The sequence below is a fragment of the Hyphomicrobium sp. ghe19 genome (genome assembly GCF_902712875.1).
Lineage (GTDB): Bacteria > Pseudomonadota > Alphaproteobacteria > Rhizobiales > Hyphomicrobiaceae > Hyphomicrobium_B.
Window position 1 is genome coordinate 1,121,559 of the sequence record NZ_LR743509.1, and the last position, 25,587, is coordinate 1,147,145.

27 protein-coding genes are annotated in these 25,587 nt (G+C 59.3%); 15 read left to right on the forward strand and 12 right to left on the reverse strand.

All coding sequences use genetic code 11. The features are described 5' to 3' along the window. Positions 1-81 precede the first annotated feature (81 nt). Positions 82-1,119 carry an energy transducer TonB gene (locus tag AACL53_RS05295; RefSeq protein WP_339083216.1) on the forward strand — a complete coding sequence of 346 codons (1,038 nt, stop codon included), beginning with the start codon at positions 82-84 and terminating at the stop codon, positions 1,117-1,119. An 82-nt stretch (positions 1,120-1,201) separates the two neighbouring features. On the opposite strand, the gene AACL53_RS05300 is transcribed toward AACL53_RS05295, so the two are convergent. Then, entirely contained in the window at positions 1,202-1,324 is a 123-nt protein-coding gene (locus AACL53_RS05300) for a hypothetical protein (RefSeq protein ID WP_339083217.1), read from the reverse strand. Positions 1,325-1,522: 198 nt separating this feature from the next. Beyond that, positions 1,523-1,654 carry a hypothetical protein gene (locus tag AACL53_RS05305; RefSeq protein ID WP_339083219.1) on the reverse strand — a complete coding sequence of 44 codons (132 nt, stop codon included), beginning with the start codon at positions 1,652-1,654 and terminating at the stop codon, positions 1,523-1,525. 190 nt (positions 1,655-1,844) lie between these two features. On the opposite strand from AACL53_RS05305, the gene AACL53_RS05310 reads away from it, so the two are divergent. The 5 genes from AACL53_RS05310 to AACL53_RS05330 all read left to right on the forward strand — a co-directional run bounded on the left by AACL53_RS05310 (position 1,845) and on the right by AACL53_RS05330 (position 6,201). After that, positions 1,845-2,447 (forward strand): hypothetical protein, encoded by a 603-nt coding sequence (locus AACL53_RS05310; RefSeq protein ID WP_339083221.1) that lies wholly within the window; start codon positions 1,845-1,847, stop codon positions 2,445-2,447. 20 nt (positions 2,448-2,467) lie between these two features. After that, a complete protein-coding gene (locus AACL53_RS05315; protein WP_339083223.1) occupies positions 2,468-2,755 on the forward strand; it encodes a hypothetical protein in 288 nt (95 codons plus the stop codon). 44 nt (positions 2,756-2,799) lie between these two features. After that, positions 2,800-4,071, forward strand: a complete 1,272-nt coding sequence (locus AACL53_RS05320) for an MFS transporter (RefSeq protein WP_339083225.1) — start codon at positions 2,800-2,802, stop codon at positions 4,069-4,071. Positions 4,072-4,402: 331 nt separating this feature from the next. Further along, on the forward strand, positions 4,403-5,638 hold the full coding sequence (locus AACL53_RS05325) for a diguanylate cyclase (RefSeq protein ID WP_339083227.1): 1,236 nt from the start codon (positions 4,403-4,405) through the stop codon (positions 5,636-5,638). A 302-nt stretch (positions 5,639-5,940) separates the two neighbouring features. Then, on the forward strand, positions 5,941-6,201 hold the full coding sequence (locus AACL53_RS05330; protein WP_339083229.1) for a hypothetical protein: 261 nt from the start codon (positions 5,941-5,943) through the stop codon (positions 6,199-6,201). Between the two features lie 68 nt (positions 6,202-6,269). On the opposite strand, the gene AACL53_RS05335 is transcribed toward AACL53_RS05330, so the two are convergent. From AACL53_RS05335 to AACL53_RS05345, 3 genes are all read right to left on the reverse strand, one after another. Beyond that, the gene (locus tag AACL53_RS05335; protein WP_339083231.1) at positions 6,270-7,115 is read right to left on the reverse strand and encodes an SDR family NAD(P)-dependent oxidoreductase; all 846 of its coding nucleotides are present in this window, start codon (positions 7,113-7,115) and stop codon (positions 6,270-6,272) included. A gap of 241 nt (positions 7,116-7,356) precedes the next feature. Further along, complete coding sequence (locus tag AACL53_RS05340; RefSeq protein WP_339083233.1) at positions 7,357-8,064, reverse strand: carbonic anhydrase family protein; 708 nt, start codon at positions 8,062-8,064, stop codon at positions 7,357-7,359. Between the two features lie 165 nt (positions 8,065-8,229). After that, positions 8,230-8,583, reverse strand: a complete 354-nt coding sequence (locus AACL53_RS05345; protein ID WP_339083236.1) for a polymer-forming cytoskeletal protein — start codon at positions 8,581-8,583, stop codon at positions 8,230-8,232. A 198-nt stretch (positions 8,584-8,781) separates the two neighbouring features. Here AACL53_RS05345 and AACL53_RS05350 point away from each other — a divergent pair, with 198 nt between their 5' ends. After that, complete coding sequence (locus AACL53_RS05350) at positions 8,782-9,069, forward strand: hypothetical protein (RefSeq protein WP_339083238.1); 288 nt, start codon at positions 8,782-8,784, stop codon at positions 9,067-9,069. A gap of 64 nt (positions 9,070-9,133) precedes the next feature. Here the strand turns inward: AACL53_RS05350 and AACL53_RS05355 are convergent, their stop codons facing one another. Next, the gene (locus AACL53_RS05355) at positions 9,134-9,328 is read right to left on the reverse strand and encodes a hypothetical protein (RefSeq protein WP_339083240.1); all 195 of its coding nucleotides are present in this window, start codon (positions 9,326-9,328) and stop codon (positions 9,134-9,136) included. A gap of 132 nt (positions 9,329-9,460) precedes the next feature. After that, on the reverse strand, positions 9,461-10,633 hold the full coding sequence (locus AACL53_RS05360; protein WP_339083242.1) for a serine hydrolase: 1,173 nt from the start codon (positions 10,631-10,633) through the stop codon (positions 9,461-9,463). A 301-nt stretch (positions 10,634-10,934) separates the two neighbouring features. Between AACL53_RS05360 and AACL53_RS05365 the strand changes: the two genes are divergently transcribed. After that, complete coding sequence (locus tag AACL53_RS05365) at positions 10,935-11,261, forward strand: cytochrome c (protein WP_339083244.1); 327 nt, start codon at positions 10,935-10,937, stop codon at positions 11,259-11,261. Between the two features lie 23 nt (positions 11,262-11,284). Here AACL53_RS05365 and AACL53_RS05370 read toward each other — a convergent pair whose 3' ends face one another. Next, entirely contained in the window at positions 11,285-11,665 is a 381-nt protein-coding gene (locus AACL53_RS05370) for a hypothetical protein (protein WP_339083246.1), read from the reverse strand. A 127-nt stretch (positions 11,666-11,792) separates the two neighbouring features. On the opposite strand from AACL53_RS05370, the gene AACL53_RS05375 reads away from it, so the two are divergent. The 3 genes from AACL53_RS05375 (at position 11,793) to AACL53_RS05385 (ending at position 12,928) form a co-directional block, all read left to right on the forward strand. Further along, complete coding sequence (locus AACL53_RS05375; RefSeq protein ID WP_339083248.1) at positions 11,793-12,023, forward strand: hypothetical protein; 231 nt, start codon at positions 11,793-11,795, stop codon at positions 12,021-12,023. A gap of 239 nt (positions 12,024-12,262) precedes the next feature. Beyond that, on the forward strand, positions 12,263-12,547 hold the full coding sequence (locus tag AACL53_RS05380) for a hypothetical protein (protein ID WP_339086888.1): 285 nt from the start codon (positions 12,263-12,265) through the stop codon (positions 12,545-12,547). A 150-nt stretch (positions 12,548-12,697) separates the two neighbouring features. After that, positions 12,698-12,928: a hypothetical protein gene (locus AACL53_RS05385; protein WP_339083249.1), complete on the forward strand. Its 231-nt coding sequence runs from the start codon at positions 12,698-12,700 to the stop codon at positions 12,926-12,928. A 59-nt stretch (positions 12,929-12,987) separates the two neighbouring features. On the opposite strand, the gene AACL53_RS05390 is transcribed toward AACL53_RS05385, so the two are convergent. Further along, positions 12,988-13,467 (reverse strand): VOC family protein, encoded by a 480-nt coding sequence (locus AACL53_RS05390; protein ID WP_339083251.1) that lies wholly within the window; start codon positions 13,465-13,467, stop codon positions 12,988-12,990. A gap of 1,369 nt (positions 13,468-14,836) precedes the next feature. Here AACL53_RS05390 and AACL53_RS05395 point away from each other — a divergent pair. Continuing rightward, entirely contained in the window at positions 14,837-16,930 is a 2,094-nt protein-coding gene (locus AACL53_RS05395; protein WP_339083253.1) for an AAA family ATPase, read from the forward strand. Positions 16,931-17,089: 159 nt separating this feature from the next. Here the strand turns inward: AACL53_RS05395 and uvrA are convergent, their stop codons facing one another. Continuing rightward, entirely contained in the window at positions 17,090-20,008 is a 2,919-nt protein-coding gene (gene uvrA, locus AACL53_RS05400) for an excinuclease ABC subunit UvrA (protein ID WP_339086889.1), read from the reverse strand. A 314-nt stretch (positions 20,009-20,322) separates the two neighbouring features. On the opposite strand from uvrA, the gene AACL53_RS05405 reads away from it, so the two are divergent. Beyond that, positions 20,323-20,940, forward strand: coding sequence for a hypothetical protein (locus AACL53_RS05405; protein WP_339083255.1), 618 nt, complete (start codon positions 20,323-20,325; stop codon positions 20,938-20,940). On the opposite strand, the gene AACL53_RS05410 is transcribed toward AACL53_RS05405, so the two are convergent. After that, positions 20,933-21,550: an AAA family ATPase gene (locus AACL53_RS05410; RefSeq protein WP_339083257.1), complete on the reverse strand. Its 618-nt coding sequence runs from the start codon at positions 21,548-21,550 to the stop codon at positions 20,933-20,935. The two genes, AACL53_RS05405 and AACL53_RS05410, sit on opposite strands and share 8 nt — an antisense overlap. A gap of 619 nt (positions 21,551-22,169) precedes the next feature. On the opposite strand from AACL53_RS05410, the gene AACL53_RS05415 reads away from it, so the two are divergent. Both AACL53_RS05415 and AACL53_RS05420 read left to right on the forward strand, forming a co-directional pair. Further along, positions 22,170-23,213 (forward strand): HlyD family secretion protein, encoded by a 1,044-nt coding sequence (locus AACL53_RS05415; RefSeq protein ID WP_339086890.1) that lies wholly within the window; start codon positions 22,170-22,172, stop codon positions 23,211-23,213. After that, complete coding sequence (locus tag AACL53_RS05420; protein WP_339083259.1) at positions 23,213-24,763, forward strand: DHA2 family efflux MFS transporter permease subunit; 1,551 nt, start codon at positions 23,213-23,215, stop codon at positions 24,761-24,763. The genes AACL53_RS05415 and AACL53_RS05420 overlap by 1 nt, the downstream gene beginning before the upstream one ends. A 19-nt stretch (positions 24,764-24,782) precedes the next feature. Here AACL53_RS05420 and AACL53_RS05425 read toward each other — a convergent pair whose 3' ends face one another. Continuing rightward, the gene (locus AACL53_RS05425) at positions 24,783-25,175 is read right to left on the reverse strand and encodes a GFA family protein (protein WP_339083261.1); all 393 of its coding nucleotides are present in this window, start codon (positions 25,173-25,175) and stop codon (positions 24,783-24,785) included. Between the last annotated feature and the right edge of the window lie 412 nt (positions 25,176-25,587).

Sequence of the window (25,587 nt, forward strand, 5' to 3'; positions counted from 1 at the left end):
TTTCCGCCGATCAATTATCATTCCTGGTTCGGGCCGGGGCAAGAAGAGTAATTTGCTACCGTTGGGATCAAACTTAGAAACATGACTGCCGAGGATGTGGCGCAAACGGCTGGTCTTTCTGTTGCGGGCTTCGCGCGCTGGGGCACGGGCGCGTCGAATCGCGAGAGAAATTTCTACATCGCGCTCGCATGCGCTGCGCTCTTACACGCTTCGTTTTTCATAAGCGCCGCCAACAATGGCCACGCCAAGCGTCTGGGCAGCGAAAAAGGCGCCGACGATGCGATCAGCGTTTCGCTGGTTACGGAAGCCGATCTCAAGAGCCGCGCGATGGCTGACGAGCCGGTGACGCCGCCTCCCGGTCCGCAGGCGCCCACGCAGGAAGCTCAGCCGCCGCCGCAGCCGGTTCCAACTCCGAAGCCGGAAGAAGCCAAGCAACAGCCCCAGCCTGAGCAGCCTCCCCCTCCGCCGCAACAGCAGGAGAAGCCGCAGCCGGAAACGCCTCCGGATATGCCGGAGGAAGTAGCGGAGCCTGATCCGGTGAAGCCCACTCAGGAGGCCGCGGCCAAGCCGGAAGAAGTCAGTCCGGAAAGCATCCCTCCGGAGCTCTTCTCGCTGGAGACGGAAGATCCTTCGAAGATGCAGAGCAGCGATAAGCCGACGCCGAAGCCGGAGGCTAAGCCCGAAACCAAGCCAGAAGCCAAAAAGCCGACACCCAGCAAGTCGGCGTCCAAGCCGCCCGCGAAGCCGCAAAAGAAGAACCTGGCGGCTCTCGATCTTTCGACACCGATGGCGCCGTCATTCGGCGGCGGGGGCGGAGCCGCATTCCAGCGGCCGCCCGGCATCACGCGATCGGGCCTCAATGATGCGTTTGCCCGGGCGGTTATCCGCGCGTTGCAACAGACGATGCCGCAGCTCACGGGGGCGCTCGGCCGCGTGACGGTCCGGATTTTGCTTTCGGAAAGCGGGAACGTAGTTGAGGTGAAGCTGCTGTCCGGCGCGAAGGATCCGTCGCTCAGTCAGGACGTTGTGTTTGCCGCCAAGCAGACGAGCTATCCGATACCGCCTGCCGGTTCCAATCTCGCCGACCGCACGTTCATGGTCACCTATATTTACGACTGAGATCGTTCATTCGTCGTGCGGTTTGACGCCGAAGCGCGGAGCACCGCTCGTGCGTCCAGTCATGCGATGCAATAAGATTTGATCAGCGAGGATATTCGGTCGGGAAGCTTGTGTCCGCTGCGTGCGTGGCCGACGAAACGGCCAAGCCGACAATCGTCAAGATGAGGAGAGCAAGGAGGAAGATAGCGTCGGTCTTTTCCGTCATGATCGCTCCAAATCGTTCATCGATGCAGCGAATGATCCGCCGTCGATCCAACTTGTGCGTGACCTCGAAAAGTTTCTTCAGACGTTGAGACAAGGGTAAGTTCGACTCAGGCTTGGTCTCAATAGTCAAAGTGAAGCAGCGTCGACGATACGCTGAACGCGTGGCGCCGGCGCTGCATTATGCGATTTCAAAATGCGATTAGCGCTGCGGAGCGTCTTGAGAAACCGATGCTGGTCCACCGAGCTTCATCGGTGTGTATTCCGGCGCCTCGCGACGGCAGGCTCCAAGCATCAACGCGGCAATGCATATTCCAAGAGCGGCGACTTTCATTGGTCTTCTCCCGGTGTGCTGACTGCGGTGGGTAAGATGAATGAGTGCAGTCGACTAACGTCTAGTCGATTAAGGTTGTTCCCAGGTTACCAAGTGCGCTGAATAAACGGCGTCCGCCTTCTCTCGACCATGCTCCAGCCATTGTGGCCCGGTTTAATCCGATCCGTTCTCATCGTCGCGAGTGCTCTGCATGTCAGCGCGTCTTCGCCATCCCGCCTTCATTCTATCTGTTCTCGGATTGTTGTCCGGGCTGGCCGGCAGCACGCTGATCGGCGGCAATTACGGCGCGGCTCCGCACCCGGCCATCTACCTCGTTCTCACCGGACTGTGGTTCGGCCTGGTCGTGGGTTTTGGCGTCTGGGGCTTTGGCCAGATTTCCAGCAGCGTGGCATCCGTCGCCGGCGCGCTCACTGCCGTCCTGACAACGTGGATTGCGTGGGAAGCGGCGGTCAACGTCGCGATCCAGATCGATGGGCCGTTGTTCGAGGCAACAGGGCCCAGTGCGCTGAAGTCCTACGTTGCGGGCTTCGTCGCTGGTGCTGTCGGCGCCGGGATAACTTGGACCGGAGCGGCTTTTCACGTGCCTTCGCTAAGAACCAAGCTCGCTTGCGTCAGCGTTGTCGCTGCTGGTGCTGTTCTCGGCTTGTTGTTGCCGATGACGAATACATATGACAGCGGCGCGGTCTTATTGATCCCATGGCAAATCGCGGTCGCGGGATTGCTTGGCCTCAATATGCTACCCTTGGGTGGCCGGAGCCCGGGGCTCCCCCCGGTATTTGCTTCCGACGGCTGACTTGGCCGGGAGGATGTTCAATGTTTGCTCGGATGACGTGCGCCGCATTGATTGCGGGAATTCTGATCGCGCCGGTCGTGTCTGCTACTGCGGCCTACGCCGATGCCATCTCGGAAGAATCCGCCGGATCAATTGAAGAGCTCCTGAAGTCGGGCTGGGAGATCGCGGGCTACGCCAGCAATTTCGACAACCGGTCGACCTTCATTCTGTTCAAGAAGCCCAACGAAAATTATCTCGTCCAATGCCTCGCCGGCTACGACGTCACGCGATCCCCCCGCGTGTTTCATAACTGCTACCGGTTGCGGTAAGGGCGGCTTCGGCGTAAGTCGCTCAGGGGTCTTGGGCGTGGGGAATGACAGCAAAAGCAAGCCGCGTAGCGTGGGCGATTGTCGGCATGCTGTGGGCTGTCGCGCTGCTCAATTATCTCGACCGGCAGCTCGTTGTGACGATGCCCGGTCCGATCAAGGCCGATCTTCGCCTGGGTGACGAGAAATTCGGCCTGTTGTCCTCCGTCTTTCTTTGGGTCTACGGAATCTTTTCTCCCGTCGCGGGCTACGTTGCCGACCGTGTCGGTAAGAAGCCCGTCATTTTGACCAGTCTCGTTGTCTGGTCGGTCGCCACGGTTGCGAGCGGGCTCGTCAGTTCATTCGAAGGCATGCTTCTTGCGCGCGCGACGCTTGGGGTCAGCGAAGCCTTCTACATGCCTGCCGCCGTGGCGTTGATCGTCGAATATCACCGCGGACCGACACGTAGCCGGGCAACGGGTTTGCATCTCAGCGGGGTTTACGCTGGATCGGTGCTCGGGGGCCTCGGCGGCTTCATGGCGGAAGCGTTCGGCTGGCGCGCGGTCTTTCTCGTTATCGGAGCCATCGGCGTCGCGTACGCGCTTTTGCTGACGATCATTTTCCCGGCTTCGTCCGACGGCATGCAGTCGGCGGCGCCTGAGGATGTGGACGTTCCTTCGAAGGGCGGCGCCGCGTTCTCGACGCTGCTGTCGACGCCGGGTTTTCTGCTGCTCCTCGCGATGAACGTGCTCGATGGCGCCGCCTATTGGCCGGTACGGAATTGGCTTGCAGAATTCTTCCGCGCGGAACTCGGTGTCGATCCGGCGTGGGCGGGCGTTTATGGTCCGATGACGTTCAACGGCGCGGCGTTCTTCGGAATGCTGATTGCGAGCAATCTTTCCGACTGGTGGGCGGGCTGGAACGTGCGGGCACGCGCGCTTGTCCCGGCCATCGGATTTATCATTGCGGCGCCGTGTCTCTTTCTCATGGGAGCCGTTGAATATGTTCCTGTCATTCTCGGCTGCATCGTCGTCGCGGGCATGTCGCAAGGGTTTCTCGATGCGAATCTGATGCCGGCCGCGTGCACGGTCGTCGATTTTCGCTTTCGAGCCACGGCATACGGGCTTCTCAATTTCGCCGGGACGACAGCGGGTGGTGTCATGACATATGTCGGGGGTCGGTTGAAGGAGCAGCAGGTTCCGTTCAGCGCAACGTTTCAGTATGCGAGCGGAATGATCCTGGTAGCGGGTCTTCTACTTTTGATGGTCAAGCCGGCAGGGCGGCGGCAGCAATCCACCAACACCCGGGTTGATGAAGCTGTGGCTCGCTCAGGGCCTTAAGCTTCGCGCAAGCATTATTCCAAAAATACCCTGCGGTTACGCCGATGTAATCTGAACAGCTATAAGTGGAAGCGGCCGCGGCGGTCGGAGCGGAACGCGACGTTGGGGTTTTTCTCAACATATTGAAAAACATCATAAGTTTTTGGGGCCGTCGGCGAGCCCAATTCTGAACCGGCTTCAGCTAAGTTCCGATATTTCTAAAATGAGAGCGCCGGGCGCTCGTATGCTTCCAGGCTTAGCTCATCTGTGTACCTCCTATTAATGCGCCGGTTTTAACGTCGGTTTTGCTCATGATGATGAACCGGGCAGAGTTTTGCGTGTGGTGGACCGAGTGACGGGTGAATCTATCCCTGCCGGTATCGACTCGACGATCGTCGAGCGGACGATCGACTCTGGCTTCCCGTTATTGATGTTCCCCCGGCGGCTCGAGGCCGCATTCGAACGCGAAGGCGCTGCCGAGCGGTGCCGGAAACTCGCGATCGGCGGCTTATTCGGCATCGTACTCTACAATCTGTTTTTGATATCGGACCGGCTGACGGCGCCGGATACTTTTGAAATAGCGGTGTGGATGCGTCTCGGGGTCGTTACGCCGATCGCATTGCTCATAATCGCAGCTCTCTACTTCAATCCCCCCGTTGCCGTGCGCGAATTGCTCGTGGTGGGAGGCTCCGTCATCCTTGGAGCGGGGAGCAACTTCTATTTGATGCAAGTCACGCACGGTCAGCACCACGATGCCCAGCACCAAGTCATCATCCTGATCCTGCTTTTCGTGACGATGGTTGAGAGGGTCCGCTTTTGGTACGCGGTCGCGGCGTGTCTCGGGTGTTTTGCAATCCACGCCGCCGCCTTGGCGATGCTTCCCGCCTATCCCCTGGAATATCAGATATCGTCGAATGCCGTTTTCGGCTGTGCCGTCGTTCTGTCGATCTTCGCCTCGTACGTGCTCGAACGTGAGATGCGGATGAACTTTCTGCTGTCTCTGCGCGGACGTCTGCAGCGCCGCGATCTCGACCTCGAGACCCGTCGCGATCCGTTGACCGGTCTTCTCAACCGCCGCTCGCTCGACGAAGTGATCGAGGCTTGCAACCAGAGCAAGGCTGCCGGGCAGGAACTCGCCATCGTGCTGCTCGATATCGACCGCTTCAAGTCATTCAACGACACCGCAGGTCATCAGGCTGGCGATGTATGCCTGAAGCGCGTCGCCGGCATCATTCAGAGTGAGCTTCGCGATTACGTCGATGCGGCGTTCCGGTTCGGCGGGGAAGAATTCATTCTCGTTCTGCGCGGGATAGATCTTGCAACCGCCGTCAGAATTTCGGAGCGCATCAGGCGCGCGATCGAAGACGCCGCAATTCCACATCCTGCGCTGCCATTGGGCGAAGTCGTGACGGTCAGCATGGGCGCCGCGTCCGCCGTTGTGAGCCGCGACATCCGAGTGGGCGTTATCATTGCCGCTGCGGACACCGCGCTATACGCGGCGAAGCGCAACGGGCGCAATCAGGTTGCGCCACGTCTGCCGAGCGCAGATATCGTCGAGATGCCGGATCGCAAACTTCGTTCGAAGTGAAATTCTCCTTGCGCCGATAAGTCCAGGCCGCCCTTTGCATCGAATTGAATTCGAAGGAACTGCCTAACTACGATGCGAGATAGCTAACCGGCTTGTGCTGCCTTCGCGGCGTCTTGCTAAACTTCAATGCATGCATATGCGCATTCTTCATGCATCAGTCGATTTCTGACATGCGCATGACGCGTGCGATTTTCTTCACATCTCTCTTGCCATGTTGCGTTTCTGTTTGTCGCTATTGACCGCGGAACAACGTCACGTCATTTGCGTTGCCTCTGGGGAATAGTTTTGAAGGAAGATCGAAGATGCAGAGGCTCGCAATTTTTGCGGCGGTGACGCTTGTTTTGTCGTCCGGTAGTGCTTTCGCGGTGAGCCAAGCTGTCAAGGATGCGTGCAGTTCCGACTACGCAGCCTATTGCAGCCAGCACAAGGTCGGCTCGGAAGCCGCGAGGCAGTGCATGCGCGAACATCGCAAAATGCTGACGGAGAGTTGCATTCATGCGCTCGGCAAGTCGAGCGAGGTCACGCAGGCCGACATCGAGCTTTACAAGCGCGAACACCAATAGTGAGCCGGTTCGAATATATCCGACGACCGCCGCCTGCTGTCAGCGGGCGGCGGATTGCTGTGCCCTGATCACCAGCGGACCTTATTCAAAGAAAAAAACCGATTGAAGATTTTACGCACGAGCGTGCTCGGCAATTTGCCACGCGCGAAGTGCATGAATTTCGCCGTCGGCCCGACCGGATAGCGAAACCTGGGCCGCTTGGTCTCCAGAGCATTGGCGACGGCTTTGGCGACCTCTGTCGGGTCCCGGGCAGATTTTGCAACATACGCGTCTACCACAACCTCGAGATGCTGCAGCATGGGAAGGTAGGGGCTCGTCTTTGGGAAGACGCGCGGCGAACTTTCCCAGATGCTCGTTTTGTACGCTCCAGGCTCGATCAATATAATATCGATATTGAAGTGCTCGACCTCGTAGGCGAGGGACTCCGCCCATCCTTCGATCGCCCATTTGGATGCGGCGTATGGTGATGTGGCTGGCTGGCCAGAGAATGCGGCCTCGCTCGAGATGATGACGATCCGCCCGTGCCGCTGAGCGCGGAACGCCGGTAGCAAGCGCTTCGTTAGCGCCAGCACGCCAAAAAAATTCACCTCCATCACATGGCGCACGTGTCGTTCGTCCAGATCCTCGAACACGCCGCCGACAGCGACGCCGGCGTTATGGACGACGGCATCGAGAGGGTGATCAGGGAGGCCGAGGCTCGTGACCGCGCGGTCGATAGACTGCGGATCGGTTACGTCGAGCTGTTCGATCCGGACGTTAGAGCCCGCTCCCGCGGCAGCCAACGCACGGTCGAGCTCGTTGCGTTTTGCGAGGTCGCGCATGGTGGCGACAACGTCCCAACCGCGTTTTGCAAGCTCGACAACCGTCACCAGACCGAAGCCGGACGACGTTCCGGTGACGAGAACTGTTGGCATGATCGAAACACCTCTCGCGGGTTCGTGTCGTCCAAGAGATTACGTCAGCAACGGGTCGGGGGCGAGGTCGCGCTGTTACCTGGGGAACAGATTCCCGCGCCGCACACGTGCTCAAGTCCGGCTCACTGGCTTCCGCGTCGCGGTGTCGGTCGCGAAACGCCCTGGCTGTGGACCCGCCGGCTCACAGGTTGGGTGTGAAGCGGCCGACTCCCCGGCGCGACGGCTGGCTCAGTCGCCGGCCTCAGTCGAGAAATGTGACGCGGCCGCTTGCGATGTCATGCATCGCGGAGACGATTTTCAGCTCGTTTGCGGAGACGAGATCGGCGAGGACGCTGCCCTTTTTCGTGAGATTCTCGGCGCCGAGTTTGGCATTCGAGATGGCCACGCGCTGGACGAAATCATCGTTCTTCGCCGTGTGTTCTCCCGGCGCATCCTTGTTGGCATCAACGGCGGGGGCGATCTTTGCCAGCAGCTCCGTCAACATGCCAAGTTTGGCGCCGTCGATCGCGCCTTTAACGGCGCCGCATTCGCTGTGGCCGAGCACGACAATCAGTTTGGCGCCTGCGAGCTTGGTCGCGAACTCCGAGCTGCCGATGATATCGTCGTTGACGACGTTGCCAGCGACGCGGGCGCTGAAAATGTCGCCTATCCGCTGATCGAACACGAGTTCAGGGGGAACGCGGGAATCAATGCATCCGATCACGATGGACGCCGGGTATTGCCCGGTTGCCGTGGCGTGTACTTGCTTCAGGAGATTGCAATTCAGCGTCTTCCCGGAGACGAAGCGTTGGTTTCCAGCTTTCAGACCCGCCAAGGCTTCATCGGGCGTGATCGCCGCCTGGCGGGCTTTCGTAAACGCCTCGCACTGTCCCGCAGCAAAGGCCCGGTCGAGTGTAAGCAGGCTCGCAGCGATAGCTCCGCTGCGGCAGAACTGGCGACGTGAAAACATGGCCATCCCCCTTGGTTCGCAGAGGAATCAGCCCGCAAAGCTTGAACGGTGCGCCGCTGCCCCGAAGCACTGTATGCACCAGTTCGCGGCGGGAGGTGAGTGCCTTTTTTTGTCGGAGTGAGCTTAAGTGCCGACCGGTTTGGTCGAGCCGACTGCCTGCGGGCGCTATAGCAATCGCAGCGGGTCGGTGTGGCGGCGCGATTTGCCTTCAAAGAACGAGCCGTTTTCCAGCAATAGCCGCTTGTGCACGATGTCAGCGTTGACCGAGCAGGCGGCCTTGAGCGTCAGCAGGTTTGCGAAAATCTCGCCCGTAACCTCGCCCATCACGGTCACTTCCTCGGATTTGATCGTTCCTTCGATCACGCCGCGTTCTGTGACAATGAGCGAGAGGCAATTAACGTCGCCGAGGACGGTCCCATCGATGACGACGGGTCCAGGGTAATCTACGCCGCCTTCAATCGTCGCGGTGCGTGGAATGGAAAGCGTGCGGCCGATGTTTCCCGGCTTTCGCTCGATCATTGATATCGCCCCATAGCTGATGCCGTTTTCCGCATGGGTACTTTTGGAAAGATTGGTGGCGAATTTCGGGCCTGACTGAACGATGTGACGTCTGGCCTCAAATTGTTTTTGCGGCGCTTTGCAACTCCGCTTGCGCGTTCGCAGCCAATCGTATTAGCAACCGCCCGGAAACCGGCACTAAAAGGAGTCTTGATAGCCATGGCGGACAACACCAATACGAACGCGGCAATCGCGGACCTGAAGCGCGAGATCGCCGAGCTCTCGGGGCTGTCGCTCGCCACGGGCGTCATCCTCACGCAGCTCCTGCAGAAAATCGCCAGCCGCGAGATGAACCCGCAGGCATCCGCCACCACGATCGTGTCCAACGCGCGCGCGGCAATCGAGGGCTTCACCTCGAAAGAGGGGTCAGATCCTGTGATGAAAACGCGGGCTCTCGAGGCGGTGAAGCAATACGAAGAGCAGATCCGCTCGGTGCTTCGGGATTAGAAATTTTGCTAACAAGCGGCGGTCCGGTTCCATGTCGCGTCTCGCGACTGTTGCCGGCTGCCCGCTAGGCCTCGCGTGGTCTAATCCGCTTCAGGAATTCCCATACCGGCAGAGCGGTCAGGCCGCCGACGAATCCTCCGATGTAGCTCGGCAACGGGAAGTTGAGAATGGCGAGCCACACGCGGCCGGCAATCCAACTCACGAACAGCATGGCAATGACGGTGATGAGAAGCCGCTGCCAGAAGGGGAGGTGGAACATGGCGTGGGTCCGAGATGGCTGAGGAATATTGCGAGGCGACCCGTCGATGCGTAACGGCGGGACGTTTCTATCTTAGATCGGGACGTTTGTCCGCATTCGGCTGTTATCTTCGTTCAGCACGCGCCCTGTCCTTCACATACTTCGCGTATATTTCGCATAGAGCGTCTTCATCACCTCCAGCGTGGCGGGATCGGCTCTGGGACCGGCGATATTTGTCGCCACAACAATCGCCAAGTCACGATCGACATCAACAATGACGGACGCGAAGTTCATGCCGTTCGAGCCGTTGTGCGTCAGCAGCGGTTTATCTGACCAGTCGAACTTGGACAGACCCCAGCCGAGTGCGTAGGATCCGGTCTTCGGTGTGCCGGGCTTCGGGTTCTTGATCTCCATGTCAACGACCGGCTGATGGATGCGCTTCAGTGTCTCCGGCTTGACGAGCGCCGGTCCGCGCTTGCCTTCGCCTGCGTTCCATCCGGCCCAGGTCGCGAAATCCTTGATGCTCATGTGCGCGAGCCCGGCGGGGCCGAGGGAACTTGGAAGATCCGCCGGTTGGCCCCAGGGAAATGGGGTCACCTTGCCCCTGTCGTCGACGCGGTGGCCGACCGGAGCGTCGTATTCGCCGAACGTCGCTTGCGCGCCGAGGCCCGCGGTCTTGAGGTCGAGCGGCTTATAAATGCGCTCGAACATCAGCCGCTCCCAAGGCTTGCCGGAAGCCTTCTCGATCATCGCGCCGGCGATGACATAGCCGAGGTTCGCGTACTGAAATTTGCCCGAATTTCCGAAGCTGGGATCGTGCCTCGAGCCCCACTCCTTGATCATTCGCAAGCGCCAATCGGTGAGCGAGTGGTCGTGCGCGTCCGCGTCGAAGTAGAGCCTGCCGATCTCTTCGTTGTCAGCCGCCACGCCGCCTGTGTGCGAGAGAAGCTCGCGCAGCGTGATGGCGCCAAATTTCGGCCGTAGACCGGGGATGACGGGGCCTAGCACCTCGCTGACGGTTGAGTCCCAGCGGAGCTTGCCTTCATCGACCAGCATGCCCGCGAGCGTCGCCGTCATCGCCTTTGTTTCGGAACCGAGGTGGAAGCGATCGTCGACCGTCACCGGCGCGTCCCTGCCGGAAACCCGGACACCGACCGCGCCGTCCGCGACGAGCTTTCCATCCTTCACCACCGCTGCTGCGAGGGCCGGCAACTGATATTTGGTGCGGATGGGATCGAGGATCGTGTTGAGGTTCTCGTCGGCGAGCGCGGGGCCTGTGCAATTCAAGGCGATGAGCATGGCGAGGACGGTGAAAATGACGCGCATGAAACACCCGTTTTTTGTGACGATAGCTCGGAATGCTGCACGCTGTCCCGGTCGACGGCCGATCCGATCGGGGTTTGGTTTAGCGCCGGTTAAGACGACATCTTCCGACGGTATCTTAAACGCGAGGGATGCCAGAAACGGCCTTGGATATGCGGCGTGGTCTTATTTGGATTGTCTAAGATCAATATGTGTCGGGCGCGACGCGGTTAGGGTCACCTCGACAAAGCGCAACGCAACCTGACAGAGGGGCAAACAGGGGGCAGGCATGGGAAATCTTCGCAATTGTATCCGGATCATCGTGATGGCGCTCGGCACGCTTGCCGCGGCGGCGCCGGGCTTCGCCGCGCCGCCGGATGATGATGACGCTGCCGCAAAAGGTCTGGCTATCCTCGAGAAGAATTGCGCGCGATGCCATGCGCTCGGACTGACGGGTGCCAGCCCGCATCCGCAGGCGCCGCCGTTCCGCGACGTCGTCGAGCGCTATCCTGTGGAGGACCTCGAGGAATCGCTCGCCGAGGGGATCGTCTCCGGGCATCCGGACATGCCGGAATTCACCTTCGAGGCGGATGAGGTCAACGCGATCGTGACTTACCTCAACAGCCTGAAGGCGAAAGAGAACGCCAAATAGCGCGTTACGCTCATGAGTTTGCCTTAGGCGCGGCGCACGGACGGCCAGGCGACGATCGCGAAAAGGATCATCGACGCCAACAGTCCGGTGGAGCCTGCCGCAGCGAAAGGCTGACCCGCTTCGGTGCGTCCCATGAAGATCTGGACGAGGCCGGCTAGCATGACCAGCAGGCTCGCCTCGGCCAGCCAGAAATGGGCGGCTGCGAGGCGGCTCTTAGCTGCGGCGGGGAAGAGATGATAGAAAAATCCGAATAGCGCGAAGCTGACCCAGCCCACGACGAGAATGTGCGCGTGCGTCGGCATTTGAGAATGGTCTTCCGTCATGCCCATCACGAGGCCCAGCGTCATGCCGAGCACGGCGTAAATCAGCGCGGATGCGAAGAAGCGGCTTGCTAATCCGGACATCGTTGTTCTCCCCCTGAGGTCTGTCTTTTCTGCCAGTAGTGCCCAAATGGCCTTGCATGAACGGTTGGCGAAGGCATTTCAGCCGCCTGATTAGCCGTGGCTGATAGATACGACAAGGAGTTCAGTGATGAGATGGAATTTGCAGCTTTTGGCGGGTGCACTGTTAATCGTCGTGTTTGTTGCGCCGGCGGCGCAGGCGGAGACGGCTGCAAGCGCCGCGCGTGCTAAGGCGTATCAGCACCGGTACCTTTACCCCGCGGAGCGGTTCAGTGGCCAGCACGAGACCTGGCGCGGCGGCGACCGTGATTTCGAGTATCGCCGGGCCCGTCGCCATGCCGCGGAGCGCGGATATAGATAGTGCGACGACAGATGATCGCTCATTTTCAATGAAATGGCGGCGAGGTTCCGAGCCGGATGGCGATTGCTCCGCCGGTAATTTCTCGCGCAAATGCGGGGAGATAGTCGTTCCGCATCGCTGGTGTGTCTTTCCGCCGCCCGGGTGATCGGAACAGGGGCGGGCGCATCGCGTTCCCAACAGTATGCGCGGGCATGTCAACGCCTGCTTAACCGAACAGTCGGAGAGACACAGTGAGCGCAATGACGAAACGGAATTGGACGGCTGCGGCAGCGGCCGCATTGATGGTGGCAGTCGTTGCCCCTATGGCGCAGGCGGACTCGATCGCCGGCGTCGAAGGTGCGCGTGCGAAGGAGCGCCAGGGCAGATATTTGAACCGCCAGGATCGCGAGCAGCTGCGCCGCTACGGCGGCAACGACGATTCCTGGCGCGGCTATCGTGGATACGACAACAGCTACGGCTATGATGGTCCGGGCGTCAGCGTGTACGTTGGTCCGCGCGGATATTACGGACCGTACGGTTACTAATTGCATCGAATTCGACCGATATGCGCGGCGGGCCTCTGGTCCGCCGCTTTTCTTTTTTGTGCCCGGCGGCCCGACCGTTTCGTTGGAACGGTCGCGAGCCGTTCGAGTTGGCAACGCTATCAAGCGGGATATGCGATGAGGAGTTCAGTGATGAAACGGAATTGGGCAGCTGCTGCGGGCGCAGCGTTGATCTTGGCATCGTTCTTCGCTCCAATGGTTCATGCGGATACCATTTCCAGTGTCGAGGCGGCTCGCGCAAAGGCGCGAACGGGATCGCCTTTGTCGCCGCGCGAACGCGCGATGCTGCGCAGATGGGGCACGAGCAGCAGCCCTGACATTCAGAGCGGCCGGCATCGCCATATTCAGAACGGCGGGTATTAATTCGCGAATCCCACGGCGACGCGCGTTCCGCGCGCCGGCCGCCGTGGGCGGGGGGTATGTCAGCCGCGGCGGGCCTTTTCAATCGCGGCGACGTCGATTTTCCGCATGGTCATCATGGCTTCGAAGGCGCGCTTTGCTTCGTCGCCGCCGACTGCCAGTGCCTCGGTCAATACGCGCGGCGTGATCTGCCAGTTGACGCCCCATTTATCGCTGCACCACCCGCACGCGTTCTCCTTACCGCCGTTGCCGACGATGGCATTCCAATAGCGGTCGGTTTCCTCCTGATCGTCGGTCGCGATCTGAAACGAGAAAGCTATGTTGTGCTTTATCTCAGGGCCACCGTTGAGGCCCATGCACGGGATGCCGGCGACGGTGAATTCGACCACAAGAACGTCGCCCTTCTTGCCGGACGGGTAGTCGCCCGGCGCGCGAGTGATGGCGCCGACGGCGCTGTCGGGGAAGGTCTTGGCATAGAAGTGTGCGGCGGCTTCGGCGTCCTTATCGTACCAGACGCAAATCGTGTTCTTGGGCTTGGTCATGCGTTTATCCTCCCTGACGACGTCTCACTTTGCGCAAGCGCTTGGTTTTCTTAAGACGGTCTCACCCGGCCGGTTCCGACATCTTTTGTTGGCGCCTTCCGACTCGCCTCCGGCGAGCTGGCCGGAAGGCGCGGGAATGTTGCTTCTTTCGAGGATGACTGAAGCGCGAAGAACGAAGCCCCAGGTGTGCGCAACCGGCCGGCTCGCGGAACGCGAGTCGGTTGCGCCAACCAAAAAAGCACGAAGCGGACGGGTTCCGCGGCGTAGGGTCTTCGCAAGGTTCGTTTCGGAACCGGTCCGCTCCGTGACAGCCAAAGAACAGGGTTCCGGCAGGTCACTTAAGGAAGCGGGATGGTCCGCACACGGTTTCTCTCATGCCGTGCGGGCCTGCCTTCCGCCTTGTCCGCATCGCGCGCGTTCCGCGAGCGGGTGAGGCTGCCCCATCCGAGCGCCGCGCGACGCCTCGCGCGATGCCCTTGCCGGATGGGTGAGGGGATTATCGGGGAAGGCGAGAGAGCGGGGATAAGTTTTTTTGTGGCGGAGGTAGAAGGCGCTGGGTGCAAATTGAGAGCGCGGGGTTAAGTGGTCTGCTTCGGGCCAAAAGTGGCCCAAAGCATCACGAGTCCACGTCTAACTCCGAGTTCAGAAGCAAAGCCAGGCGCCTAAGCAGGATGCGGGCGTCCCGCCCTTGCAGGCTATCTGCGAGGAGTGACACTCAATCATCCCCGAGCCGGTGCAGGTGGTTTTCACGGGCCCCTTCCCTATAAGTCCTCGCCCGGCGATCGTATTCTTAAGTGCGTTTGTGGAGAACAGAACTGCCAGATCGTGGGTGACGTTATCGCCAATGGCCCCGACCTTCGTACATTCGGCTGCCTGAGCCATCGCCGAAAGTGCGCCCACCATGACTGCGGCCACGAAGCCTAACTTGAAAACCTGCATTGCAACCCCCCGTGCGGACAAATCACCTCGAACGGTAGTCGAGTGCTTGGCGGTTGCCAAGCAAAGGACCGTTGCCGGCACAGATATTTCCCGCAGTGCGATTTATGAGGCGCACCGCAGGGCCATCGATGCGTGCCCGATTTGGGTGAGAAGCAGACAAGTAAGGGCTTGCGGGTGAGGCTGCCCCATCCGAGCGCCGCGCGACGCGCGGATGCGTGTGGGCATCTATTTGGAGCGCCATCGAGACTTCTCGCGCGATGCCCTTGCCGGATGGGTGAGGGGATTATCGGGGAAGGCGAGAGAGCGGGGATAAGTTTTTTTGTGGCGATTGTCCCAAGTTAGCTTCAGCCCTTTGAAATTTCCACGGCTCCTCTATGCAGATTGATAGAAAGCTTTGCGCGATCGAGGAATTGGGCCGGATGGGGAAGCAATGAAAATCGATACTCTTCTAATCAATAACTTTCGCGGAATTAGTCGTCTAGAGGCCCGAAATTTAGGCGACACTGTTATTATCGCGGGCCAAAATGGATCTGGCAAGTCGTGTATTTTCGACGCTATTCGGCTTCTTAAGAGCTCGTACGGGGGGTACCAGCAAAACGAATGGCAACAATTCTTCGGTGAGTTTGCAATTCAGCTTCACGGCGGCGCGCGAAACCTCAGTGGACTATTTAACGACATTCGCAAGTCGCTCGTCATAGAATGCTATTTTCGGCTGCGAGATTCAGAAAAGGCGTATGTGAATGCGAATGCTGCTGAGCTATTAGAAACTACGATTTGGCAGACGCTTTTGCCTGAGGCCTTCCAGTGGGGCGGTTATCAAAAAGCGCTTTTTGCAAACCAATTTAGAGAGCGCCAGCCCGAGGTTACGGCTCGCGTGAAAGCTGAGCTTCCAGCGCTTCAAAATGAGCTAATGCTCCCGGAATTGCTAGGAAAAATAGAGATATTCCCAAATGGAAATATTTCTATCCAAAACTGCCGATTGCTATCGGTTCTGTTTGCCAACTACAGGCCTCGTTACCTCGGTGTTATCGATTTCCATGGCGCACAACGACATTATGGGCGGGAGATTGTTCAGGGAATAAATCTAAGTCTGGAACAATCCAATCAGCAGCAGGGACAGCATACGCTTTATAATTATAACAACAAGTACAACAACGTGAAAAGCGAGATGGCTGGCAACTTTATAAAAGAGCTGCTGGCCGAGAAAGCAATCGCCCGGGCGGGCGATTCTGCATCCCTTTCGCAAACGTTGAAAGAGCTTTTCGAAGCGTTCTTTCCGGAAAAGAAATTTCTCGGACCTCAGCCGACTCCTGAAGGCAGCCTTTCTTTTCCGGTTGTTACGCCAAGTGGGGCCGTTCACGATTTGGACGAATTAAGTTCGGGCGAGAAGGAAATTCTCTATGGATATTTGCGAATAAGAAGTTCTGCGCCCCTTAACTCCATCATACTGCTTGATGAGCCCGAACTGCATTTAAATCCGAGATTGATACGAGGGCTGCCTGAATTTTATCGCAAACATCTCGGAGAGGCACTTCAGAACCAGTTGTGGCTCGTTACTCACTCAGATGCCCTTATTAGGGAAGCTGTTGGAAAGCCCGGGTTCAATGTCTATCACATGTTGCCCTGCGGTTCGGATGCTAATGCGTCAGGTCAGCTTCGCCCGTTGAGTATAAAAGAGGATATCGAATTGGTTCTCGCAGATCTTGTGGGAGACCTAGCAGCATACCGGCCAGGCGGCAAAGGCCTTCTATTCGAAGGTGGCGGAAATTCTGATTTCGATAAGACGCTTGCGAGCGTCTTATTCCGGGAGGAATTGCGTGGCATCAACTTGATATCTGGGGCAAACAAGACCCGCGTTAAGGCACTCCACGAAGTTCTCGAACGCGCATATTTGAATGGTGATTTGCCCACGAAATTTTATTCTATCGTTGATCGAGACAGTGATGGCGAAGTGGAAGGTTCGAAAGGGCTTACTAGGTTTGTGTGGGATGTATACCACATAGAAAACTATCTGCTGCAAGAAGACGTAATTAGTGATGTTCTTAAGTCTCTGGATCTGAAAAAGCACTTCGATGTCAATGCTGTGGCAACGAGCCTAGAAAACGCTGCGCGTCTCGCAGTTCCAGGCATGCTTCAGCATTCAATTAGATCTTTTGCCAATTCCAAGTTGTTATCTTCCATCGACCTCGGTTTTCCTCCTAACACTCTCACCATCGGTCGCGACTTGCATGCGGCCGTGGAACGATCGGTAACAAGAATTCAAGCGATGCTTTCTGCCAATCTGTCGGAGAAAGAGCTGATAAATAAGGAGCAGGAGTTCAGAAATCAGTTCGAACAGAGCTTTGCGGACGGTTCTTGGAAAGGGACGCTGCCGGGCAGAGAGATATTGAAACAATTCGTTGCACTGGAAGGCATCACAGTCGGATATGAGGTGTTTCGGAATCTCATAGTAACTCGAATGGGCGAACTCGGTCGAAAACCCATAGGAATGAAAAAAATTATCGATCGTATTGCCGCGGATTAGGTCTGGCTTTTTTCTTTCCGAGGCTACACGTCAGAACGAAGTTCAATCGGGAAGCCCCGACTGCTTGTTTCCGGATGGGCATTAAAGGAGTTCTAGAGGGTGCGCGCGTAAAGTGCTGTGGTGTGCTCCCACTCTCCTCCCCGCAAGGGGGAGGGTAAGTTACTCGGCCGCCAGCTTTTTGTTTGCGGGCTTGGGTTTTCGCGCCAGCACCGGCTTCAGGTATTGCCCCGTGTAGCTTTCCTTGGTCTTGGCGACGTCTTCGGGGGTGCCGGCCGCGACGATGGTGCCGCCGCCGTCGCCGCCTTCCGGGCCGAGGTCGATGACCCAGTCCGCCGTCTTGATGACTTCGAGGTTGTGCTCGATGACGACGACGGTGTTGCCCGCGTCGGCCAGCTCGTGCAGCACCTCGAGGAGCTTCGCGACGTCGTGGAAGTGGAGGCCGGTCGTCGGCTCGTCGAGGATGTAGAGCGTGCGTCCCGTCGCGCGGCGCGACAGTTCCTTCGACAGCTTGATGCGCTGCGCCTCGCCGCCCGATAGCGTCGTCGCCTGCTGGCCAATGTGGATGTAACCCAAGCCGACGCGCGCGAGCGTTTCGAGCTTGTCGCGTATCGACGGCACGGCCTTGAAGAACTCTGCGCCTTCCTCGACCGTCATGTCGAGCACGTCGGCGATGGACTTCTCCTTGAAGGTAACGGCGAGCGTCTCGCGATTGTAGCGCTTGCCCTTGCATTCCTCGCACGTGACGTAGACGTCGGGCAGGAAGTGCATCTCGATCTTGATGACGCCGTCGCCCTGGCAGACTTCGCAGCGTCCGCCCTTGACGTTGAAGGAGAAGCGTCCCGGCTCGTAGCCGCGCGTTTTCGCTTCCGGGAGGCCGGCGAACCATTCGCGTATCGGCGTGAAGGCGCCCGTGTAGGTCGCGGGGTTCGAGCGCGGCGTGCGTCCGATCGGGCTCTGGTCGATGTCGATGATCTTGTCGAAGTGCTCGATGCCGGTGATCTTGTCGTGCTCGCCCGGGTGCTCCTTGGCGTTGTTGAGCTTCCTCGCGACGGCCTTGAAGAGCGTGTCGATCAGCAGCGTCGATTTTCCGCCGCCGGAGACGCCGGTGATGCACGTGAAGAGGCCGACGGGGATCGAGGCCGTGACGTCCTTCAGGTTGTTCTCGCGCGCGCCGGTGACGGTCAGCATTTTCGATTTATCGGGGGCGCGGCGCTTCTTCGGGATCGGCACGTAGCGGACGCCCGACAGGTATTCGCCGGTGAGGCTCGCCGGATTGTCCATGACGTCCTGCGGGCTGCCTTGCGCGACGATGCGGCCGCCGTGGATGCCCGCTCCCGGTCCGACGTCGACGACGTAATCGGCGTGCATGATCGCGTCCTCGTCGTGCTCGACGACGATGACGGTGTTGCCGATGTCTCTGAGGTGCTTCAGCGTATCCAGAAGGCGGTCGTTGTCGCGTTGGTGGAGGCCGATCGACGGCTCGTCGAGGACGTAGAGCACGCCCGTCAGGCCCGAGCCGATCTGCGACGCGAGGCGGATGCGCTGGCTTTCGCCGCCGGAGAGCGTGCCGGATGCGCGGGACATCGTGAGATACGTCAGGCCGACGTCGTTCAGGAATTTCAGGCGGTCGCGGATTTCCTTCTGAATGCGCGTCGCGATTTCGGATTGCTGCTTCGTGAAGGTCTTCGGGATTTCCGCGAACCAGTCGTTGGCGGTCTTGATCGAGAGATCGCAGACTTCGCCGATGTGCTTGCCGCCGATTTTCACGGCGAGCGCTTGCGGCTTCAGCCGGTAGCCGCCGCAGCCTTCGCACGGGTGCGCCGCCTGATAGCGCGACAGCTCTTCGCGGACCCAGTCGCTATCCGTTTCCTTGAAGCGGCGCGCGATGTTGCCGATGACGCCTTCGAAGGGCTTCTCGGTCGAGTAATTGCGCGTGCCGTCCCAGTAGGTGAAGACGATGTCTTCGTCGCCCGAGCCGAAGAGGATTGCGAGCTGCACGTGCTTCGGCAGCCGCTCCCACGGCGTCTTCATCGAAATCTTGTAGTGCTTCGCCAAACTCTCGAGCGTCTGCTCGTAATAGGGAGACGAGACGCCGGTCTTCGCCCAGGGATAGATCGCACCCTTTTCGAGTGAGAGGGACCCGTCGGGCACGACGAGGTCGGGTTCGAAGCGGAGTTCGGAGCCGAGGCCGTCGCAGACCGGGCAGGCGCCCGCGGGGGCGTTGAACGAGAAGAGCCGGGGCTCGATTTCGTCGATCGTGAAGCCGGAGACGGGGCAGGCGAAGCGGGAGGAAAAGATGATCCGCTCGTGCGTGTCATTCTTCGACTTGTTCGCGCCTTCGGTCTCGGACTTCGAGAGCGGCTTGTCGACGTATTCGGCGATGGCGAGGCCGTCGGCGAGTTTCAGAGATTGCTCGAAGGAATCGGCGAGGCGGCTGCCTAAGTCTTTCTTGACGACGATGCGATCGACGACGACGTCGATGTCGTGCTTGTACTTCTTGTCGAGCTTCGGCGCGTCACCGATGTCGTAGACGGTGCCGTTGATCTTGACGCGTTGGTAGCCCTTCTTCTGCCACTCGGCGATTTCCTTCTTGTATTCGCCTTTGCGGCCGCGCACGACCGGCGCGAGGATCAGAAGGCGGGTGCCCTCAGGGAGCGCTAGCACGCGGTCGACCATCTGCGCGACGGTCTGGCTTTCGATGGGGAGCCCGGTCGCGGGCGAATACGGAACGCCAACGCGCGCGAACAGCAGGCGCAGATAGTCGTAGATCTCGGTGACCGTGCCGACGGTCGAGCGGGGATTTTTCGAAGTCGTCTTCTGCTCGATCGAGATGGCGGGCGACAGGCCGTCGATGTGATCGACGTCCGGCTTCTGCATCATCTCGAGGAACTGGCGGGCGTAGGCCGACAGGCTTTCGACGTAGCGGCGCTGGCCCTCGGCGTAGATCGTATCGAACGCCAGGGACGACTTTCCCGACCCCGAGAGCCCCGTAAAGACGACCAGCGCGTCACGCGGGATCTCGAGATCGACGTTTTTCAAATTGTGTTCACGTGCGCCACGCACGTGGATCGTCTTCATCAATTCGGACCCGGCGCGGGCGGGCGGCTTTTTCGCAGGTGATTTCATGAGGTAACGTCTACCCGAGGGGGGCTGGGGCGGCAATGCGACCGGAGCAAGCGCTCACAGATGATACGCGGGCATCGGGATTTCAAGGCTTTAGGTCGCTTTCGAAGCTTTCGTGGGCCGCGGGGAATGTTCGCCGGGCCTCCGGGATAACGCCCCTCCTGGGTGGTCCGTTCACGGGTCTGTCAGCAAGCCGTCAGCATTCAGCCTTGACGGCACTGTAAGGCTCGCCGAAACCAAGTGCGCGTCGCTACCGGGAGGGCATATCAATGAGCGAAGCTCCATCTCTGCTGAATTTTGCGCACCCCGCGCATCCCGTGAACCGGACCGTTTCGGTCGTCAAGCTGCTCGTGCTTGCGGTTTCCGTTGCAGCTGCCGTTCCGACGGCGCGCAATCTCTATTTCTCGTGGAAGAACGACGTGCCGTTCAATCAGGTCGATCACCGGCTGGCGCAAGCCAAGCTGCTGGAGAAGAATTTCGATTGCAAGATCGACTACCGTTCGTTGTCGGCGCAAGGCAATGCGCGGGTGGATGTCGGCTCATGTGCAAAGACCGGCGATATCTCGATCCGGGTGAAGAGCCCTGGCGGGCAAGTGAACTACGAGTGGATCGCATTCGAGCAGTTGCCGAAGCCGGCGTCGAGATCGGGAAGCCTTGTCAATCTTCTGATATCGCGCGCCTTCGCCGATGAGGGGCAGCCGTCGAGCGTTCAGCCGTTCGAAGTCGCGCAGGATGCCGCCGTGCTTTGCCAGGGCAAGGCTGGCGACAACATCGTCCGCGTGGTTCAATCGGGCGGACAATGCGTGAAGGAAACGGTTTCCATTTTCCGTGGCTCGGTCGAGAAGAGCGAGACTGTGCCTTGCGATAAGGCGTGTCCGATCAGGTAAGGCACAACGCAGGTTCCGCAATTGTTGCTGCAACATGCGCAGCTAAAAAAGCGAATGCCCGCGGCGCGGACTTCGTCCGCCTGAAATAGGCATCGAAACGCGCCAACGACGGAAGTGTTTCGATGATCTGTCCGGCAAGATCCTCAACGGGACTTTCGGCGTTCAGTACCGTGTGCCTATGGGTGTACCAGGGGTTCCATTTCTTCCGCGCTGAGACAATCGCTTGCCATTCGATCGCGTCTTTCCCGAAAAGGTTGTCGGCCCTGGAAAGGATGCGTCCTCGCGCCGTGGCTTCGGACGCTTCAAGCACGAAAATATTCTCGAAGCGCGGGAGGTACGTTTCTATGTTGCCGCTAATCCCGCAGATAAATCTCGGCTTCGGTGAGCGAAGCCATCGTTCCATTATCTCCTCATTCCAGAAAGTCTGGTGTTTGCTGAAATCGAAGGGGCGCTCTGGTATTGAGATGGCCTTCTTTGTTTTCAGACATCTCCACTGCATAAGGGTCTGATCGAGGTCGGCGTCGATCGTGAGGAATCCGCGCCGCGACAACTCGGCGGCGAGCGTCGATTTACCTGTTCCGCTATGGCCAGTGATTAGGAACAGAGGCATTGCTTTCAGGTTGCTCCTAAGTTTCGCTTTGGGTCGATGCGAGCCGCCAAGTTCTGGCGTCGCTATCGGGATGGCATATCAATGAGCGAAGCTCTGTCTCTGCCGAATATTGCGCACCCGATGAACCGGACCGTTTGAGTCGTCAAGTTGCTCGTGCTCGCGGTTCCCGTCGCGGCGGCCGTTCCGACGGCGCGGAATCTGGGTTCCGGCGCGGCGCCGCGGCCAGGATGACAAGCGAAGCCGGCGTGGTTCCGCTCGGCGGGACGACGGACTTGGCGGGGCGCCGCGAAGTTGGCGATCGTTTTAGCAAATAGCGAGCAACTCAGGCAGTCATCCTGCAAGGGTCCCGGGCTGATACTGGTTCGTTGGGACATCGCTTTTTCCCCCGCTCGCTTCGAAATGGCTGGGGCCGGCGTTCCTTTGCAGCAACGAAGATTTGCGCGTCGCTGTGTTCCGCGATCTCGAGGCGGAAGCCAGGCTGCAGTGGCGCTGACACTGCCATCGCGACGCGCCGGATGGGAAGCGTCCTTGGAGGAGCGACCGCTGGAGCGCCGTTGTGAGCTCGACCGATCTCAAAGCCAAACGCGTCGCGGATGACGACACAAAGCCGAAGCATCCGGTGATACGTCGTACATTGCTGATCCTGGGGCCGCTCGTCGCCATCGGCATCGGGCTTTGGCTTTATCTGACCGGCGGGACGTATGTGAGCGAGGAAGATTCCTACGTCCACGCCGCCAATGTCACCATCAATCCGCAGGTCGCGGGCCAAGTGAGCCGGGTGGCCGTCGGGCCGAACGAACTAGTGAAGGAAGGTCAGCTGCTGTTCGTGATCGATCCGGAGCCGTTTCAGATCACGCTGGATGAGGCCAATGCCAACCTAGCGACCGTCAGCCAGACGCTGAGGGGACGCGTCGCGACGTACAAACAAAATCTAGCGGACGTGGACCAGTCGAAGGCCGATGTCGTCTATGCCAAACAGGAATTCGAGCGCATCAGTGCGCTCGTGAAGGATGCCGTGGCAACGGAGGCGCAGTTCGATCAGGCGCAGAAGGCGCTGCGCGTCGCCCAGCAGTCGGTCCGTGCGGCAGAATCCAGTGCCGCGTCCACTCTGGCGGACCTCGGCGGCAACATCGGACTACCCATCGAACAGCACGCCAGCTATCTGGCGGCGAAAGCCAAGGTCGCTCTGGCTGAGCGCAATGTGCGTCTGACCCGTATCCTTGCGCCCTTCGCCGGTACGGCAACGAGGGTCGAGAACATCCAGCCGGGAAGTTATCTGACCGTTGGGGCGGCGGCCTTCTCGTTGATCGGTTCCGATACCTGGGTCGATGCGAACATCAAGGAAACGGATCTCACGCACATCAAAGTTGGAGATCCGGCGACGATCGTTCTCGATTCCTATCCGGGGCAGACGCTGCAGGCGAAAGTTCAAAGCATCACGCCGGCAAGCGGATCCGTGTTTGCGTTGATCCCAGCTCAGAATGCGTCGGGCAACTGGGTCAAGGTCGTGCAGCGCATGCCGGTCCGGCTCGTCGTCACGAAGCCCGACCCGAACGTCGTGATGCGCGACGGCGCCAGCGCGACGGTCTCGATCGATACCGGCTATCACCGCACACTTCGCACGCTGTGGCGTGACCTGACTGGGTTGGTGGGATTCAGCTGATGACGGGCGTCGCCGCGACAGCACCCACACCGCTGACGGGTTCGATGCGTACCCTCGTAACTGTTTGCGTGATGATCGCGGCGCTAATGGAGGCGCTGGATTCGACGATCGCCAACGTTGCGCTGCCGTACATGAAGGGCAGTCTTGCGACGACCGAATATCAGATCGAATGGGTGCTTACCTCCTACATCGTCGCGGCTGCGATCATGACCCCGGCGACGGGTTGGCTCGACGCGCGTTTCGGCCGCCGCCCGGTGTTTCTCACCTGTATCGCAGGCTTCATCATTTTCTCGATGCTGTGCGGGACCGCCACCAACATCAGCGAGATGGTCAGTTACCGTTTGCTGCAAGGCGTGTTCGGTGCGCCGCTCGTACCGCTGTCTCAGGCTGTTCTGCTCGACAGCTATCCGCTCTCTCAGCGGGGACAGGCGATGGCGATTTTCGGCGTCGGCGTGATGCTCGGGCCGATCCTTGGTCCGACGCTCGGTGGCTGGCTGACCCAGAATTACAACTGGCGCTGGGTGTTTTACGTCAACGTGCCGTTCGGAATCCTGACGTTTGTGCTGAGTTGGTTCTTTCTGGCCGAGAGGGACAAGATGCCCTCCGCAAAGCTCGATTGGATGGGCTTTGGAACGCTAGGCCTCGGGATCGGTGCGCTGCAGCTTTTCCTCGACCGTGGCCAGCAGCTGGACTGGTTTTCGTCGACGGAAATCAAAATCGAATTCGCCCTCGCCATTCTCGGCTTCTATCTCTTCATCGTCCACACGGCGACGGCGCGAAAAGCGTTCCTCGACGGCCGATTGTTCGTCGACCGCAATTTCGTGATGGGGAATGTGTTGATTTTCATCGTCGGCGCGGTGCTGTTCGCGACGCTGTCGCTGCTCTCGCCCTACCTCGAAAATCTGTTGAACTATCCGGTGTTGACGGCCGGATTGGTGCTTGCGCCACGGGGCCTCGGCACAATGGTGGCGATGGTGTTGGTTGGACGGCTGATGACCGTCGTGGACAGCAAATATCTGCTGCTCGCCGGCCTGGCCATGACCGCCCTCTCGCTCTATCAGATGAGCCAGTTCACCGCGGATATCTCGCAAGCGGCGATCGTCAAGACCGGGATCATCCAGGGGTTCGGTCTCGGCTTCGTCTTCGTGCCCCTGAGTACGGTGGCTTTCGCGACGTTGCCGGATGCGCTCAACGCGCAAGGGACCGGTTTCTTCAACCTGATGCGCAATGTCGGATCGAGTGTCGGCATCTCGGTGACGTCATTTCTGTTGACCCGAAATTCGGACATCATGCATTCGGACCTCGCGGGTCACATCTCTCCTTACAGCCGCGGCGTTCAAGATCTGGGTTCGGTCATCGATCTGCATACTGAGAAGGGCAAAGCGATCGTCAATGAGCTGGTCAACGCTCAGGCGCAGAACATCGGTTATGAAGATAATTTCCGGCTCATGATGTACCTGGCCATCCTGTCGATGCCGCTCGTGTTCCTGCTGCGCCATACGAAGCCTGTGAAGGCGCATCCCGCTGGGGCCCAGGAGCGCGCGACGTGACGCGCCCGCCAGCCAATCGTCACCACTCGTCTTTTTGCGGCAAGCCGTCGGTGATGTCGTAGTAGTCGGATTTCGACGCGACGAAGATGTGCCCGCCGATCTTGAGGTCCGTCGGTTGGTCGAGTGTTCCGGCTGTGATGTAGATGTCGGGGGCATCCGTTTGCTTCCAGAACAGATTGCTGCCGCAGAGTGCGCAGAAGCCCCTGTTGCCCGTCTCGGACGATTGAAACCAGCGCAGGCCTTCGTCGGACAACATCGCAACGTTGCCGGCCGCGGTGCTCGTCATTGCCGCAAAGTTACCGCTCGTTTTGGCGCATTGCGAGCAGTGGCATGCCAGAATGGGACTGAGCGTACCGTTGACTTCAAAACGCACGCTTTTACAGAGGCAACCGCCGCTTTTCTTTGTTGTCATCGTTGTCGTCTTTCGTTGTTGATTTCAGTCCTGACGCCAATGCGACTGCATAACAGAGGAAATATGCGGGGGCGATATTGTGATCGATTTCCGCTTTGTGACGGGTTGACGACAAGAGCTTTGAGGCACACATTTGTAGTGTGACGGTGCTGCTTTCGCTGACCGTTCCGGTAAATGCGTCTCGGCCGATGGGCCGATGAGCTGCGGTTTGGAAGGCGAGCCGTGTCTGTTCGTGAGCGCGTAAGGGCCCCGAACTGACACGGTAGGTAGCAGGCGTGACGGCGCAATCTTGCGAGGAGAGGAGATGACTCCACCGGGTTATCAGACGAGACCTCGAGGACGTTCGCGAGGTCAGCAGCTAAGGTGAGCGCTCTCGAGAACTTGGCCGCGCTTGGCTGGGCTGTTTCCACAA

Excerpts from the sequence above, each read along its gene's own strand:
- AACL53_RS05375 (WP_339083248.1), top strand. The coding sequence starts at position 11,793 with ATGAGATGGAATTTGCAGCTTTTGGCGGGTGCACTGTTAATCGTCGTG.
- AACL53_RS05310 (WP_339083221.1), top strand. The coding sequence starts at position 1,845 with ATGTCAGCGCGTCTTCGCCATCCCGCCTTCATTCTATCTGTTCTCGGA.
- AACL53_RS05350 (WP_339083238.1), top strand. The coding sequence starts at position 8,782 with ATGGCGGACAACACCAATACGAACGCGGCAATCGCGGACCTGAAGCGC.
- AACL53_RS05410 (WP_339083257.1), bottom strand. The coding sequence starts at position 21,550 with ATGCCTCTGTTCCTAATCACTGGCCATAGCGGAACAGGTAAATCGACG.
- AACL53_RS05300 (WP_339083217.1), bottom strand. The coding sequence starts at position 1,324 with ATGACGGAAAAGACCGACGCTATCTTCCTCCTTGCTCTCCTCATCTTG.
- AACL53_RS05305 (WP_339083219.1), bottom strand. The coding sequence starts at position 1,654 with ATGAAAGTCGCCGCTCTTGGAATATGCATTGCCGCGTTGATGCTTGGA.
- AACL53_RS05330 (WP_339083229.1), top strand. The coding sequence starts at position 5,941 with ATGCAGAGGCTCGCAATTTTTGCGGCGGTGACGCTTGTTTTGTCGTCC.
- AACL53_RS05360 (WP_339083242.1), bottom strand. The coding sequence starts at position 10,633 with ATGCGCGTCATTTTCACCGTCCTCGCCATGCTCATCGCCTTGAATTGC.
- AACL53_RS05315 (WP_339083223.1), top strand. The coding sequence starts at position 2,468 with ATGTTTGCTCGGATGACGTGCGCCGCATTGATTGCGGGAATTCTGATC.
- AACL53_RS05380 (WP_339086888.1), top strand. The coding sequence starts at position 12,263 with ATGACGAAACGGAATTGGACGGCTGCGGCAGCGGCCGCATTGATGGTG.
- AACL53_RS05390 (WP_339083251.1), bottom strand. The coding sequence starts at position 13,467 with ATGACCAAGCCCAAGAACACGATTTGCGTCTGGTACGATAAGGACGCC.
- AACL53_RS05295 (WP_339083216.1), top strand. The coding sequence starts at position 82 with ATGACTGCCGAGGATGTGGCGCAAACGGCTGGTCTTTCTGTTGCGGGC.
- AACL53_RS05385 (WP_339083249.1), top strand. The coding sequence starts at position 12,698 with ATGAAACGGAATTGGGCAGCTGCTGCGGGCGCAGCGTTGATCTTGGCA.
- AACL53_RS05420 (WP_339083259.1), top strand. The coding sequence starts at position 23,213 with ATGACGGGCGTCGCCGCGACAGCACCCACACCGCTGACGGGTTCGATG.
- AACL53_RS05395 (WP_339083253.1), top strand. The coding sequence starts at position 14,837 with ATGAAAATCGATACTCTTCTAATCAATAACTTTCGCGGAATTAGTCGT.
- AACL53_RS05320 (WP_339083225.1), top strand. The coding sequence starts at position 2,800 with ATGACAGCAAAAGCAAGCCGCGTAGCGTGGGCGATTGTCGGCATGCTG.
- AACL53_RS05345 (WP_339083236.1), bottom strand. The coding sequence starts at position 8,583 with ATGATCGAGCGAAAGCCGGGAAACATCGGCCGCACGCTTTCCATTCCA.
- AACL53_RS05355 (WP_339083240.1), bottom strand. The coding sequence starts at position 9,328 with ATGTTCCACCTCCCCTTCTGGCAGCGGCTTCTCATCACCGTCATTGCC.
- uvrA (WP_339086889.1), bottom strand. The coding sequence starts at position 20,008 with ATGAAGACGATCCACGTGCGTGGCGCACGTGAACACAATTTGAAAAAC.
- AACL53_RS05340 (WP_339083233.1), bottom strand. The coding sequence starts at position 8,064 with ATGTTTTCACGTCGCCAGTTCTGCCGCAGCGGAGCTATCGCTGCGAGC.
- AACL53_RS05365 (WP_339083244.1), top strand. The coding sequence starts at position 10,935 with ATGGCGCTCGGCACGCTTGCCGCGGCGGCGCCGGGCTTCGCCGCGCCG.
- AACL53_RS05370 (WP_339083246.1), bottom strand. The coding sequence starts at position 11,665 with ATGTCCGGATTAGCAAGCCGCTTCTTCGCATCCGCGCTGATTTACGCC.
- AACL53_RS05425 (WP_339083261.1), bottom strand. The coding sequence starts at position 25,175 with ATGACAACAAAGAAAAGCGGCGGTTGCCTCTGTAAAAGCGTGCGTTTT.
- AACL53_RS05405 (WP_339083255.1), top strand. The coding sequence starts at position 20,323 with ATGAGCGAAGCTCCATCTCTGCTGAATTTTGCGCACCCCGCGCATCCC.
- AACL53_RS05335 (WP_339083231.1), bottom strand. The coding sequence starts at position 7,115 with ATGCCAACAGTTCTCGTCACCGGAACGTCGTCCGGCTTCGGTCTGGTG.